This window comes from Pseudomonas sp. TWI628 (assembly GCF_039673865.1).
In the GTDB taxonomy this organism is placed as follows: domain Bacteria; phylum Pseudomonadota; class Gammaproteobacteria; order Pseudomonadales; family Pseudomonadaceae; genus Aquipseudomonas.
In genome coordinates this window covers 25,593-38,625 of record NZ_JBDJMM010000013.1, presented here as the reverse complement: position 1 = coordinate 38,625, position 13,033 = coordinate 25,593, and the positions used below count along the sequence as shown (strand labels likewise).

At 64.1% G+C, this 13,033-nt stretch carries 12 protein-coding genes; 5 read left to right on the top strand and 7 right to left on the bottom strand.

Features of this window, described 5'->3' with window-relative positions; all coding sequences use genetic code 11:
• Window positions 1–200 precede the first annotated feature (200 nt).
• Window positions 201–1,463, bottom strand: coding sequence for an OprD family porin (locus ABE528_RS11970; protein ID WP_346653070.1), 1,263 nt, complete (start codon window positions 1,461–1,463; stop codon window positions 201–203).
• Between the two features lie 297 nt (window positions 1,464–1,760).
• Between ABE528_RS11970 and ABE528_RS11965 the strand changes: the two genes are divergently transcribed.
• Both ABE528_RS11965 and ABE528_RS11960 read left to right on the top strand, forming a co-directional pair.
• Entirely contained in the window at window positions 1,761–2,681 is a 921-nt protein-coding gene (locus ABE528_RS11965) for an SMP-30/gluconolactonase/LRE family protein (RefSeq protein WP_346653069.1), read from the top strand.
• Between the two features lie 44 nt (window positions 2,682–2,725).
• Entirely contained in the window at window positions 2,726–4,060 is a 1,335-nt protein-coding gene (locus tag ABE528_RS11960; RefSeq protein ID WP_346653068.1) for an MFS transporter, read from the top strand.
• A 4-nt stretch (window positions 4,061–4,064) separates the two neighbouring features.
• On the opposite strand, the gene ABE528_RS11955 is transcribed toward ABE528_RS11960, so the two are convergent.
• Both ABE528_RS11955 and ABE528_RS11950 read right to left on the bottom strand, forming a co-directional pair.
• Window positions 4,065–5,291, bottom strand: a complete 1,227-nt coding sequence (locus tag ABE528_RS11955) for an MFS transporter (RefSeq protein WP_346653067.1) — start codon at window positions 5,289–5,291, stop codon at window positions 4,065–4,067.
• A gap of 80 nt (window positions 5,292–5,371) precedes the next feature.
• Complete coding sequence (locus ABE528_RS11950; RefSeq protein ID WP_152957795.1) at window positions 5,372–6,049, bottom strand: RraA family protein; 678 nt, start codon at window positions 6,047–6,049, stop codon at window positions 5,372–5,374.
• Between the two features lie 224 nt (window positions 6,050–6,273).
• On the opposite strand from ABE528_RS11950, the gene ABE528_RS11945 reads away from it, so the two are divergent.
• The 3 genes from ABE528_RS11945 (at window position 6,274) to ABE528_RS11935 (ending at window position 9,644) form a co-directional block, all read left to right on the top strand.
• Window positions 6,274–7,251, top strand: a complete 978-nt coding sequence (locus tag ABE528_RS11945; protein WP_152957794.1) for a hydroxyacid dehydrogenase — start codon at window positions 6,274–6,276, stop codon at window positions 7,249–7,251.
• A gap of 81 nt (window positions 7,252–7,332) precedes the next feature.
• Complete coding sequence (locus tag ABE528_RS11940; protein WP_152957793.1) at window positions 7,333–8,661, top strand: MFS transporter; 1,329 nt, start codon at window positions 7,333–7,335, stop codon at window positions 8,659–8,661.
• 128 nt (window positions 8,662–8,789) lie between these two features.
• Window positions 8,790–9,644 carry a LysR family transcriptional regulator gene (locus tag ABE528_RS11935; RefSeq protein WP_346653066.1) on the top strand — a complete coding sequence of 285 codons (855 nt, stop codon included), beginning with the start codon at window positions 8,790–8,792 and terminating at the stop codon, window positions 9,642–9,644.
• Window positions 9,645–9,660: 16 nt separating this feature from the next.
• On the opposite strand, the gene ABE528_RS11930 is transcribed toward ABE528_RS11935, so the two are convergent.
• The 4 genes from ABE528_RS11930 to ABE528_RS11915 are packed head-to-tail and all read right to left on the bottom strand — an operon-like array spanning window position 9,661 to window position 12,993.
• Window positions 9,661–10,458 carry a cyclase family protein gene (locus ABE528_RS11930; RefSeq protein WP_346653065.1) on the bottom strand — a complete coding sequence of 266 codons (798 nt, stop codon included), beginning with the start codon at window positions 10,456–10,458 and terminating at the stop codon, window positions 9,661–9,663.
• Window positions 10,455–11,441 (bottom strand): NAD-dependent epimerase/dehydratase family protein, encoded by a 987-nt coding sequence (locus ABE528_RS11925; protein ID WP_152957790.1) that lies wholly within the window; start codon window positions 11,439–11,441, stop codon window positions 10,455–10,457. Before ABE528_RS11925 ends, ABE528_RS11930 begins: the two co-directional genes overlap by 4 nt.
• Window positions 11,432–12,424: a fumarylacetoacetate hydrolase family protein gene (locus ABE528_RS11920; RefSeq protein ID WP_346653064.1), complete on the bottom strand. Its 993-nt coding sequence runs from the start codon at window positions 12,422–12,424 to the stop codon at window positions 11,432–11,434. Before ABE528_RS11920 ends, ABE528_RS11925 begins: the two co-directional genes overlap by 10 nt.
• The gene (locus ABE528_RS11915) at window positions 12,421–12,993 is read right to left on the bottom strand and encodes a cupin domain-containing protein (protein ID WP_346653063.1); all 573 of its coding nucleotides are present in this window, start codon (window positions 12,991–12,993) and stop codon (window positions 12,421–12,423) included. The genes ABE528_RS11920 and ABE528_RS11915 overlap by 4 nt, the downstream gene beginning before the upstream one ends.
• Window positions 12,994–13,033: the final 40 nt, after the last annotated feature.

The following is a 13,033-nucleotide window of genomic DNA, read 5'->3' as shown; positions in this document are numbered from 1 at the left end:
TCAGGGCCCAGATAAATCATTATCTGCGAATGCCCTGGCAACCGCCATCATGCCAGCAAGAGCCGATGCGGCACCAACATCATTGACGGTGAAGAAGCCTGGACAAGACCAGCCGGCCGGTCATCGCGCCTGCCGGCCAGGCGGCCCCACACCTGAGCGTGGGGCCATGCTCTTTGCCCTTCTATCTCCCTGCTGGGGGCTCAGAACAAGGCCACGGTATAGTTGACGATCACGCGGTTCTGATCGCCATTGCGGGCCGCTTCGCTGCGGGACATGCCATTGCGCCAAGCCACGCCCAGCCCCTTGAAAGTACCGCTCTGGATGACGTAGTCCAGGGAGAAGTCCCGCTCCCACTCCGACTGCTCGGCACCGCTCGTGGTCTGGATGTGGTCACCTTTGAGGTACATCATCGAGGCCTTGAGGCCGGGCACACCCAGCGCCGCGAAATCGTAGCCATACTGCGCAAAGCCGGTGCGCTCGCCAGCACGGGTGAAGCTCAGCAGCATCTTGTCGGTCCATAGGTACAGGCTGCTGCCACCGGCCCCCTTGTCGATCGACCCCTGGTTGATCTGCACGAAGTTGCTGTCGTTGGAGACGCTCTGGTAGCCCAGCAAAAGCGAGTGACCACCCAGGCGGTAGGTGAACGCCGCGCTCCACAGGTCGCTGTCGATCTGGCCGTCTCCGTCGGTGGTGTAGCCGCCTACGGTATAGCCCTGCGCGCGCCCCGAGGCGCTGCCGTTGGCACCGTCCGAGCGGGTGCGGAAGTAGCGCAGGTCGGTCGTCAGCGAGCTGTCGTCAGTCAGTGCCAGGGTGTGATTGAGGCCAGCAAAGTGCTGCTGGTAATAGTCCTGCAATTCACCCGCGTAGTACTGCAGCATGAGCGCACCGCTGGCACGGTAATCGACACCGGCAAAATAGAAACGGTCACTTTCCTGGGTGCCGCCACTTACGGCCATGCCGGTCAGGTCGGTGGAAGCCCGGCCCCGGGCGCGGTCAAGCGCACCGCCGATCAGCATCAGATTGTCGAACTCCTTCGACTGCAGCTGCACGCCCTGGAAGGTCTGCGGCAGCAGCCGACCATCCGAGGCCACCAACACCGGCATCTTTGGCATCAACTGGCCGACCCGCAGCTCACTCTTGCTCGCTTTCAGCTTCAGGGTCGCGCCCGCACTGCCCCACTGGTCCACCGCACGCTCGCCATCGGAGGGAATCATCGTACTGCCCGCGTGCCGGCCTCGGCCGCTGTCCAGGGTGACACCCAGCATGGCGGTCGCATCCACCCCGACACCGATCACCCCGCTGGTGTACCCCGAACGCAGATCGAGCAGGAAGCCCTGCGCCCATTCCTCGGTCTTCGAAGGCTTGGCGGCACCGTCGCGGTTATCACTGTTGAAGTAGAAGTTGCGCATCGCCAGGTTGGCATGGCTGTCGGAAAGAAAATCCGCTTGCGCAAACGGCGCCATGAGGCCACCGCTGGCGGCAAGGGCAAGGACACTCGAGAGGTTTTTAAAAGGCCGAGAAGGACGGCACGGCATACGCCATGAGTGCTGTTGCATCGCAAACTCCATTGTTTTTATTTTGGAACGCCATTTCTTTTATAGAAGCTCACAAAAAGCGATGCCTCGTCAACAGGCCGACAAAAAGCGACGAAATTAATCGCCTTTCGTCACAGCATGATTTATTTTGAAATGGCATTGCATTAAACAAAGCAAACAACAATGACCTGGACGCTCACGCGCCCCTTGCCGCCAGGAGCCCTCATGAGTTTTTTCGCTGCCCCACCCACCGTCGAAACCACTGTCTTCACGCGCTTGCCCGAGCGCTTCCGCGACCCGCGCCCATCTGCCTGGGCCAATGCCAATCGCCAAGGACGGGCAATCGACTCGTTCCTTGAAGGGCCTTCGTTCGACCGCCAGGGGCGCCTGTACGTGACCGACATTCCCAACGGGCGAATCTTCCGCATCTCGCCCCAGGGCGAATGGGAGCTGGTCTGCCAGTACGATGGCTGGCCCAACGGCCTGAAGATTCATCAGGATGGGCGCATCTTCATCACCGACTACAAGCGCGGGATCATGCTGCTCGACCCTCATACCGGTGCCATCGAGGCACTGCTGGACTCGGCCGGTTCCGAAGGTTTCAAAGGCGTCAACGACCTGGTGTTCGCGCCGAACGGTGACCTGTATTTCACCGACCAGGGCCAAACCGGCCTGCAGGACGCCACTGGCCGGGTCTACAAGTTCGACGCCAGCGGCAACCTGAGCTGCCTGCTGAGCACCATTCCCAGCCCCAACGGCATCGTCTACGACCCCCACCTCAATCACCTGCTGGTGGCCGTGACCCGCGCCCAGCAGATCTGGCGCATCCCGCTGGGCAACGGTTCGATCATCGGCAAGGTGGGCGTATTCGCTCAGTTGCACGGCGGCCTGGGCGGGCCGGACGGCCTGGCACTGGATGCGCAAAGCAACCTGTACATCGCCCACACCGGCTTCGGCTCGGTGTGGAAGCTGTCGAAAGTCGCCGAGCCGCTGCAACGTATCGTTTCCTGCGCCGGCATCAGCAACACCAACCTGGCCTTTGGTGGCGACGACGGGCAGACCCTGTTCATCACCGAGTCCGAGACCGGCAGCATTCTTCAGGTCCGTACCAGCACTCCCGGTCTACCGATGTATTCCCACAGCTGAGCCGCGCCCGTCTGCGCACACAACAACTACAAAAGAGTGACGACATGACCCACGAAACCCCTGCTGCCCAGGCGCCGCTCAGCGACGCCGAGGGCGAACGCCTGATGCGCCGCGTGCTGTGGCGCCTGGTGCCGTTCATCTTCATCTGCTACGTGATCAGCTACCTCGATCGCACCAACGTCGGCTTCGCCGCCATCAGCATGAACCAGGACCTGGGCCTGACCGCGACGATGTTCGGTTGGGCGGCCGGCCTGTTCTTCTTCGGCTATTTCATGTTCGAGATCCCCAGCAACCTGCTGATGCAGCGCTTTGGCGCACGGGTGTGGATTGCCCGGATCATGATCACCTGGGGGCTGATTTCCATGGCCACGGCGTTCGCCACCGGCCCCATCAGCTTCAGCATCGCGCGTTTCCTGCTGGGGCTTGCCGAAGCGGGCTTCACGCCAGGGGTGTACCTGTACTTCACCTACTGGTTCCCCGGTAAATGGCGAGCCAAAGCTACCGCAGCATTCCTGCTGGGCATCCCGGTCGCCAACATCGTCGGCTCGCCGCTGTCGGGCTGGCTGATGGAACAACACGGTGTCTGGGGCCTGAAGAACTGGCAACTGCTACTGGTCACCGAATCGATGCCCGCCGTGTTGCTGGGTATTGCCTGCCTGTTCGTGCTGGTCGACACCCCGGCCAAGGCGAAGTGGCTGAACCCACAGGAAAAGGCCTGGCTGACCCGGCGCCTGTGCCAGGAGCAACAGGCCATCGGTGCCTCCCACGGCAACACCTTGCGCGCCGCACTGACCAATCCCAAAGTGTTCACCCTGGCGGCCATCAACTTCTGCTGCATCGTCGGTTCCATCGGCATCGGCCTGTGGCTGCCGCAGATCATCAAGAGCCTGGGTATTTCCAGTGGCGTGGTCGGCCTGGTAGTGGCGCTGCCTTACCTGCTAGGCGCCGTGGCCATGACTTTATGGGCGCGCCTGGCCAATCGCAGCTGCCACCGCCTGCCCTACGTGGTCAGCGCGCTGGCCTTCGCTGCCCTGGCCCTGGTGAGTGCTGCACTGATCGACCAGCCGCAATTGAAGATCGCCAGCCTGTGCCTGGCCGTGGCCGGCATCCTGTCGTTCCAGGCCACGTTCTGGGCGATTCCCTCGACCTTCCTCACCGGCCGCGCCGCAGCAGGCGGCCTGGCAATGATCGTCTCGATCGGCAACCTTGGCGGCTTCACCGGGCCGTTCCTGATAGGCCTGATCAAGGATGCCACGCACAGCTTCACCGTGCCGTTCTTCGCCGTAGCGTCGATCCTGCTGATCGGCACCTGCCTGATGCTCTGGCTGGGTGACCCGGCCAAACAACAAACGCCGCAAGGCCAGGGTCAGGCTGCCTGACCGGTCAGGTGCGGCGGCGCATGCCGTACTGCCCGAGCAACCCCAGCACCAGCACGGCACCGGCGATCCCCAGGGTCGCCGGCGCCCCCCAGCGGGCTGCGACCAGCCCGGCGATCATCCCGCCCAAGGCCTCGAAGCCAAAGCGCATGGCGATGTAGAAAGCGATGACCCGGCCACGCAGGTGGCCCGGCGCACCGCTCTGCAACTGCATGTTGGTGCTGACATTGCTCAAGGTGATGCCAAATCCCAGCAACGCCAGCGCCAGCAACGCCAATGGCAGCCCGCCGGCCAACCATAGCCCGACCAGGGCGACCGCGCACAGCAGCGCCCCGGCATCGGTGAACTGGCGCAGCCGAGGCAATGCACCGCCCACCGCCAATACCAGAGTGGCCACGAAGGCGCCAGCGCCCGCCGCCCCCCACAGCCAACCCAACACCCGCGCATCACCGGCAAACACCGCCTTGGCCAGGATTGGCAACAGCGCTGCATAGCAGGAAGCAAACAGGTTGACCATGATCACGTTGACCAGCAGCTGGCGCACATTGCGGGTCTGCCACATGTATGCCAGCCCCTCGCGAAACACTTGGGCAGTCGAGCCACTGGCCTTTGGGCTGGCGCTACCGCGCACCTTCAGCAAGCCGAACAGCAGTGCCAGGAAAGCTATGGCCGTCAGCGCGAAGCAGGTCGCCTCGCCAGCGAGGGCGATCAGTGCCCCGGCCAGTGGCGGCCCGACAAAGCGCGCGCCGTTGATCAGCATGGCATTGAGCACCAATGCATTGGGCAGGTCGGCCGGGTCATCGACGAAGCTGCCGATCAAGGCTTGGCGCAACGGTGTTTCCAGGGCGTTCAGCAAACCCAGCAGCAAGGCCATGCCGGCGATCACCGGGCCATCGACCCAGCCCAGCCAGGTAGATAGCGCCAAGAGCGACGACTGCAAGGTCAGGATCACTTGCACGATGATCAGCAATCGACGCTTGTCATGCCGGTCAATCCAGGCACCGGCCAGCGGGCCGATCAGCAGTTGCGGAGCCAGTGAAAGAAAGGTGATCAGCCCCAGCAGCACGGCCGAACCCGTGAGGTGATAGGCCAGCCAGGCCAACGCCACCTGCTGTACCCACTTGCCCAGGGTGGAAACGCCCTGGCCGGCGAAATAGATCTGAAAATTGCGGTGGGCGAGCGCCCGGACGGCCGAAGGCCACGGGTTACGATGGGACGACGGTGAATCGGTCAAGTCTGCGAATCCTCATTAGACCCGCGCCAGCCCAGCGCCCGCTGCGCACCCCATCGCAAGGTACGCAGCAGTTCAACGGGTCAAACTGGCAGCAGGCAGCCTTTCTTCTTCAAGGACTCAATGACCCAGGAGCGGTCGTTGGTGCCTTGGGCAATGTGCTCCATCTGAGCAGTTTCGGCAGCATGCTTGGCCGTGGCACGGGCATAGACATCGGCAACCTGGTCGTACGGGACGCACAGCAAGCCATCCTCATCGCCGATCACCAGGTCGCCCGGCTCGATCACCATACCATCAATGGCAATCGGCACGTTGATCTCGCCCGGGCCGTCCTTGTATGGGCCACGGTGCGACACACCGGCGGCGAATAACGGGAAGTCGCCAGCTCCGATGTTGGCCGCATCACGGATGGCACCATTGATGACGATGCCGGCCACACCGCGCTTGACTGCATAAGCCACCATCATTTCGCCAATCAGGGCGTTGGTCAGGTCGCCGCCGGCATCGACCACGATCACATCGCCCGGCTGAGCGATGTCGAGGGCGTAGTGCAGCATGAGGTTGTCACCTGGACGCGCCTTGACGGTGAGGGCCGGGCCACACAGCACACCTTCACGATGCATGGGACGCAGACGGGCACCGCCTGCGGTCATGCGGTTCATCGAGTCGCTGACGTTGGCGACCGGAACCTCACGGTAGCGGCCAACCCACTCTTCGCCAATTTTGCGCGTGCGCTCAAGCACTTGGAAGCCAATGCTCATGTGACATACCTCTATTGATGTTATTCGATGTCATCGGCGGCCGCCGAATCTGCTTTTTAGAATGGCATTGCATTATTCATTTTTCAATCGGTTTTTTTTGCCAGAAGCATGGGCTTATCGGGCGCTTGATTTATTTCATTGCAACGCCGTTTCATTATGGTAGGGTTTATTCCATCGCCGCCTGAGCCGTAGCGACTGCCCTGACAATAAAAAAGGTGTTCACGATGTCCCGTACCATTCTGATTACCGGCCCCGAACTTGCTGCCGAGGCCATGCAACTTGCCGCCGACCAGGGCTTCCGGGTCGTCCCCACCACGCCCTACCTGCCGGCAGAAGAGCTGGTGGCCATCATCCGCGCGGAGCAGCCCGATGCCATCGTGGTTCGCCAGGGCAGCCTGACCCGCGCGATGATCGAGGCCAGCGCGAAGCTCAAGCTGATCGCCAAGCACGGCGTCGGCTTCAACACCATCGATATCCAGGCCGCCGCTGAACGCGGGGTGCCGGTGTCGATTGCGGTGGGTGCCAACGCACAGTCGGTGGCCGAACATGCCTTTGCCCTGATGTTCAGCGTCGCCCGCCAGACCGCCTTGCTCGATGCACGCATGCGTGAAGGTCACTGGGACAAGGCTTCGGCCAACGGCATCGAGCTGTCCGGCAAGACGTTGGGCCTGATTGGCCTGGGCTCGATCGGCAGTGTTCTGATGGACCTGGTGGCGCCGCTGCGAATGAAGGTCAAGGTGTTCGACCCTTACCTCAAGCAACTGCCGGAACGCGCCCATGTCGAGCGCGAAGAAGATTTCGATCGCCTGCTGGCCGAAAGCGATATCATCAGCCTGCACTGCCCGCTGACCGAGACCAACCACGGCCTGATCGGTGCTGATCAGCTCGCGCGCATGCGCCCAGGCGCCATCCTGATCAACACTGCCCGCGGGGAGCTGATCGACACCGACGCCCTGATACAAGCACTCAGCGAGCGTCGCCTGGCCGGTGCCGGCCTGGACACCTTCAACCCCGAGCCGCCACCGGCCGACAGCCCGCTGTGGGGTTTGCCGACCCTGGTCGCCACCCCGCACATCGGCGCCAACACCAGCGAAGCCCGTGACCGTGTTGGCCTGGTGTGTGTAAGGCAGGTTCTGGACCTGCTGGCGGGCAACGCCCTGGACCCGCGTTGCGTGGTCAACCGCCACCTGATCGACAGCTGATTGCAGCCCTCTCGCGCCGCTTTGCGAGAAGCGGCGCCATCACCACGCGTCACTCCAGAAAAAAAACAATTGGAGAGCACCATGACTTCAGCTACATCCACGCCGGACGACCTCGAACGCAGCACCATGCACCGTGTTGCCTGGCGCCTGCTGCCTTTTCTGATCATCTGCTACCTGATCGCGATCATCGATCGCGGCAACATCGGCATGGCTTCGCTGCAGATGAACCACGACCTGGAACTCTCGGCCAAGGTCTTCGGTTTTGCTAGCAGCCTGTTCTTCTTCTCCTACTTCCTGGTCGAAGTGCCCAGCAACCTGGCCATGCAACGGTATGGCGCGCGGATCTGGATCGCCCGCATCATGATCACCTGGGGCCTGATTTCCGCCGGTACGGCGTTCGTCCAGGGCGCCAACTCGCTGTACGTGATGCGTTTCCTGCTTGGCGCCGCCGAAGCCGGTTTCTTCCCCGGCGTGCTGCTCTACCTCACCTACTGGCTGCCGTCTGCCTACCGTGCACGCATGGTGGCGCTGTTCATGGTGGCGATCCCGGCCGCCAACTTCATTGGCTCGCCGCTGTCCGGCCTGCTGCTGAGCCTGGATGGCTGGATGGGCATGCGCGGCTGGCACTGGCTGTTCATCCTCGAAGGCATACCGGCAGTCCTGCTGGGCATCGCCTGCCTGTTCGTACTGACCGACCGCCCCGAACAGGCCAAGTGGCTGAGCGACGAGCAACGTGGCTGGCTCACCCAAAGGCTGGCCGCCGAGGCCGCCAAGAAGACCGCCATCGGCCATATCTCGCTGTGGAAGCTGCTGCGCCACAAGGACATCTGGGTACTGGCGCTGATCTACTCCGGGGCTTCCGCCGCTGGCAGCACCATGAGCGTCTGGGCGCCGCAACTGCTGAAAACCTTCGGCCTCAGCGCCATGCAGATCGGCCTGGTCAATGCCATCCCCTATGGCATCGCCTCGGTCGCGATGATCATCTGGGGGCGCAGCTCCGACCGCACCGGCGAGCGCCGCTGGCACACCGCGATGACCATGCTGCTGATCGCCGCCGGCCTGCTGATGACCCTGTTCACGTCCTCACTAGCGGCCACGGTAGTGATGCTGACCATGGTGCTGGTGGGTGCCTATTCGATGAAGGGCCCTTTCTGGGCACTGGTCTCCGGCTGGCTGTCCTCGTCCACGGCAGCCGCCGGGCTGGCGGCCGTCGGCGCCATGGCCAACCTGATCGGTGGCGGCCTGATGGTCAACGTCTACGGTGCCATCCACGACGCCACCAACAGCTACGCCCTGGCATTGATGCCCCTGGCGACACTGTGCACCCTGGCCGCCATGGGTGTGCTGGTGATCGGCCGCAAGCGCCAGCGCGAGCAGGCTGAAGCCGCTAGCGTGGCAGGCGCAAAGTAAGCCCTGGCCGTAGCGCTGCGATGCCCACCTTCCGCACGGAACGTGGGCATCTGCCAAGCGCATGCTTGCCTCGCACGTTGACCGGATCGATACTCATGGCCATTCATCCATGGTTTTTATCGATACCCATGCGCTACTCCCCCGAAGCCCTCGTCGCCTTTGTCGAAGCCGCCGCCCTCGGTTCGTTCTCCGCCGCCGCGCGCAAGCTGCGCAAGAGCCAGTCGACCATCAGCATCGCCATCGCCAACTTCGAGGCCGACATCGGTTGCCCGCTGTTCGACCGTGCTGGCCGCCACCCCACGCTCAATGCGGCCGGCCATCAGGTGCTGAACCACGTCGAGGCGATCCTCGATGCCAGCGCCAGGCTGGACGCGCTGGCCGTGCGCCTGGCTGACCAGGTCGAACCGCTGGTGTCAGTGGTGATGTCCGACAGCTACAGCATGACCTTCCAGGGCGCAGCGATGAGCCGCTTCGCCGAGCAATACCCGCACACCGAACTGCGCTGTGGCCCTTCCGAAGACGCCGACGTGATCGACCTGGTGCAGCAAGGCCTGGCGCATATCGGCATCCTCGCCGCACAGGACCGTTACCCGGCAGATGTCAGCGTGGCGCGGCTGCCCGAGCAGGCGCAGTTCTGCCTGTATGCCAGCAGTGAACACCCGCTGGCGAAGCTGCCGGCGTTGCAGCCGGAGCACCTGGAGAACGAGCGCCAGCTGTACATCAAGACCTACGCCCCGAGCCTGCCCCACGGCCACGGCCAGGCCTGGTCGGCACCGGACTACCTGACCTTGCTGGAATTCGCCGTGCGCGGCTTCGGCTGGGCCGAACTGCCCAAGGCACTGGTGGCGCGCTTTGGCAGTGGCCTGGTGGAGTTGCCCATGGCCGGCTACCCGCGGCGGGTGGCCATGGATGTGGCCTGGTCGCGCCAGCGGGCACTGGGGCCCGCCGGGCAGTGGCTGGTGGGGCAGTTGCTGGGGCGCTAGGCCCTTTCCCCGCAGACTACGGCGCTGCCCCCTCATCGAAGATCGCTACCGCCCGGACAAAACCGGCAGAGGCATGGCGGATCTTGTAAGGGAAACAGCTGACCAGGAAGCCGTACGCCGGCAGTTGCTCAAGGTTGGCCAGCTTCTCCATCTGCCCATAACCAATGTCACGCCCGGCCTTGTGCCCCTCCCAGATCAGCGAGGCATCCCCCGTTTCTGTAAAGCGCTCGCGGGTGTACTTGAACGGTGCGTCCCAGCTCCAGGCATCGGTGCCAACCACTCTCACGCCCCGCTCCAGCAGGTACAGCGTCGCCTCGCGCCCCATGCCGACCCCGGCCTCCAGGTAGCCGGGCTGGCCGAACTGGCTGCCGGCCCGGGTGTTCACCAGCACGATGTCCAACGGCTGCAATGCATGGCCGATGCGAGCAAGCTCGGCCTCGACCTCTGCCGCCGTGACCACGTGACCATCCGGCAAGTCGCGAAAGTCCAGCTTCACGCCTGGCTGCAGGCACCACTCCAGTGGCAGTTCGTCAATGCCGAACGCCGGCTTGCCACCGTCGGTGGTCGACGCGTAGTGCCAGGGCGCATCCATGTGCGTGCCGCTGTGCGTGGTGATCTGCAGGCGCTCCGCGGCCCAGGACTCAGCCCCCGGCAGGTCCTCCTTGCGCAGCCCGGGGAACATGGCCGCCATTTCCGGCCAGCCTTGCTGGTGATCCATGTAGTCGATCTTCGGCAGCAACGGCGGCGGATCGGTGTAAGGGTTGTTGTCCAGGGTCACGGACAGGTCCAGCAGGCGACGCTTGTTCAGGGTCATGCGATGAATCCTTTGCTAATGGCCACGCTGCGGCTGCGCCGCGTTGGCAGGTCAAGGGCGTTGCGTAACAGGCCGGCGACCGAACCGTCATGGCAAAAGCCCAGTTCACGCGCCCGTCGGCTGCGCAGTGACGGATAGCGGCCAAACAGGGCTTCGAGTTGCGGGTCGGGGTCAAAAGTAATGCGCGCGAGGTTGGCCTGGCCAAAACGCTCGGCCAGGCCAGCCAGCACCTGGGCGATGGACAAGTGCAGCACCGGCAGTTGCCAGATGCACTGGCTGCCAGGGGCGTCCAGTTCTGCCGCGTGCAGCAGGTTGTCCACACAGCAGCGCGCGGACATCCACCAGGCACATGCGTCGGCTGAAACCGGGCAGGTGTAGGCCTCCCCTGCCGCGCAGGCGTGCAGCAGGTCGCTCATGAACGCCGAACGCAAACCGTTGGGCTCACGCGGCCGGGCGACGATACCGGGCAGGCGCAACGCGCGGCCATCGACCTCGCCACGTCGGGCCAGGTCCTGCAAGGCGATTTCCACCATGCGCTTGTGCGCCGCATAGGAAAGCTGCGGTGACGCCGGCTGGTCTTCGTCCATCCGTGCCGGCAGCTCGCCGCCATACACCGCGACACTGCTGGCGTATACCAGCACGGGCGGGCAGCGCGGGTTGCGCAATTGATTGAGCAGCTCCAGGCTGGCCTGCAGGTTCACCTGGTAACCCAGTTCGTACTGCGCTTCGGCCGCACCACCGGGCACACTGACCAGGTGGAAGACCACATCGACACCATCGGCCAGCACCCGGCGCAGCAAGGCGGTGTCGGTCACACTGCCGTGATGGCGGCGCAGCCGAGCATCCTCGGGCAAGCCATCCAGTGCCTGGTCCAGCACCAGCAATGCCTCGATACGCTGCCCGCGCACTTCACCGGCCTGCAACAGGCGCTGCACCAGCTGACGACCGACGAAGCCGTTGGCACCGGTGACCATTACTCGCATGGCCAACCTCCCCGCACCACGCGCTGATCAATGGCACCGAACAGCACCTCACCCTTGCCACCCCGGGCCTCCATGCGCACTCGGTCGCCAAAGCGCATGAAGGCGGTGCGCGGTGCACCCGAGGCGATGGTTTCGATGGCGCGGCGCTCGGCGATGCACGCCGACCCTACGCTGCGATCCGCATTGGAAACCGTTCCCGAGCCGACCAGCGTGCCGGCGCTCAAGCGCCGTGTCAGCGCCGCATGGGCGATCAACTGGTGAAAACCAAAGTGCATGGCGCCGCCATGGGGATGACCAAACCACTCACCGTTCCACTGTACCTGCAACGGCAGGTGCACCCGGCCATCGCGCCAGGCTTCACCGAGCTCATCCGGGGTCACCGCAACCGGCGCGAAGCTGGTGGCAGGCTTGGCCTGAAGGAAGCCGAAACCGGTCTTCATTTCCCGCGGCGCCAGCGCGCGCAGGCTGACGTCGTTGAGTTGCAGTACCAGGCGCACATGCTGCAAGGCCTGCTCGGCCGGGCAACCCATGGGCACGTCGTCGAGCAGCACGGCAAACTCGCCCTCGAAATCGATACCGTGCGCTTCGCTGGGCAACGGGATGTCCGCACGCGCCCCGAGGAAGTCATCACTGGCCCCCTGATAGATCAGCGGCGTGTGCTCGACGCCTTCGATCGGGTCGAGGTTGAAGGCTTTCTGCATCAGCGCGCCATGGCTGAGGAAGCAGGAGCCGTCCAGCCACTGGCTGGCGCGCGGCAGGGGCGCAGCCAGCCGCGTCGGGTGAAGGTCGAAGGCGTCTGCCACCGCGTTATCGTTGAGCCGCTGATACAGCGCCTGCAAGCGGGCTTCGACCTGCGGCCAGTTTTCCAGCGCAAGCTGCAAGGTGGCCGCGATGCCGCTGGCATCGGCGGCCCGCCCAAGGTCACGGGCCACCACCAGCAGGCGGCCGTCACGGCTGCCATCGTCAAGCGACGCGAGCTTCATGCCAGTAACTCCTTGAGGTCGTCTGCATAGCGGCCGTCGAGCAGGATGAAGACCATTCGCGCCATCTGCTCGCTGCGGTTGCTCCAGGCGTGGTTGGTGCCACGCTGGACCACGATGTCGCCGCGTTTGAGATGCACCTCACCGTCGTCCAGCACCAGCCACACTTCGCCCTCGGTGACGATGCCGTAGTCCAGCGTCTGGGTGCGGTGCATCAGTTTATGCCGCGAGTCGGCCTTGCCCGTCCCGGCACTGGCTTCGCCGATCTCGGCGAAGGCAGCCGCTGCCTCTTCGGCGCTGACCTGGTTCTGCACGCTGTCCGGCGGGATGTCGACCACACGGATCACACTGCCCAGTGGACCTGGGCTCAGTTGCAGCGGCTGGGCCGTAGGGTCATCGCCGTTATCCAGCAGTGCCGGGCTGGCGCTGCTGTTCCATACCTCGTAGAACAGCGTGCCGGGTACCGCCTTGAGCGGGAAGTTGTTCGGCGTCGGGCCACAGCTGGCCACAACCGCCTGGCCTTGGGCATCGTGGCCAGTGACCACGCGTTTGAATGCAGGAAGCGCTTGCATGTTGTCTCCTTTCAATTGCCGTCGCCGATGGTCGTGCCAC

Bases quoted from the DNA above. Each gene is read 5' to 3' on its own strand.
- ABE528_RS11970 (WP_346653070.1), bottom strand. From the start codon at position 1,463: ATGGCGCCGTTTGCGCAAGCGGATTTTCTTTCCGACAGCCATGCCAAC.
- ABE528_RS11965 (WP_346653069.1), top strand. From the start codon at position 1,761: ATGAGTTTTTTCGCTGCCCCACCCACCGTCGAAACCACTGTCTTCACG.
- ABE528_RS11960 (WP_346653068.1), top strand. From the start codon at position 2,726: ATGACCCACGAAACCCCTGCTGCCCAGGCGCCGCTCAGCGACGCCGAG.
- ABE528_RS11950 (WP_152957795.1), bottom strand. From the start codon at position 6,049: ATGAGCATTGGCTTCCAAGTGCTTGAGCGCACGCGCAAAATTGGCGAA.
- ABE528_RS11945 (WP_152957794.1), top strand. From the start codon at position 6,274: ATGTCCCGTACCATTCTGATTACCGGCCCCGAACTTGCTGCCGAGGCC.
- ABE528_RS11940 (WP_152957793.1), top strand. From the start codon at position 7,333: ATGACTTCAGCTACATCCACGCCGGACGACCTCGAACGCAGCACCATG.
- ABE528_RS11935 (WP_346653066.1), top strand. From the start codon at position 8,790: ATGCGCTACTCCCCCGAAGCCCTCGTCGCCTTTGTCGAAGCCGCCGCC.
- ABE528_RS11930 (WP_346653065.1), bottom strand. From the start codon at position 10,458: ATGACCCTGAACAAGCGTCGCCTGCTGGACCTGTCCGTGACCCTGGAC.
- ABE528_RS11925 (WP_152957790.1), bottom strand. From the start codon at position 11,441: ATGCGAGTAATGGTCACCGGTGCCAACGGCTTCGTCGGTCGTCAGCTG.
- ABE528_RS11920 (WP_346653064.1), bottom strand. From the start codon at position 12,424: ATGAAGCTCGCGTCGCTTGACGATGGCAGCCGTGACGGCCGCCTGCTG.
- ABE528_RS11915 (WP_346653063.1), bottom strand. From the start codon at position 12,993: ATGCAAGCGCTTCCTGCATTCAAACGCGTGGTCACTGGCCACGATGCC.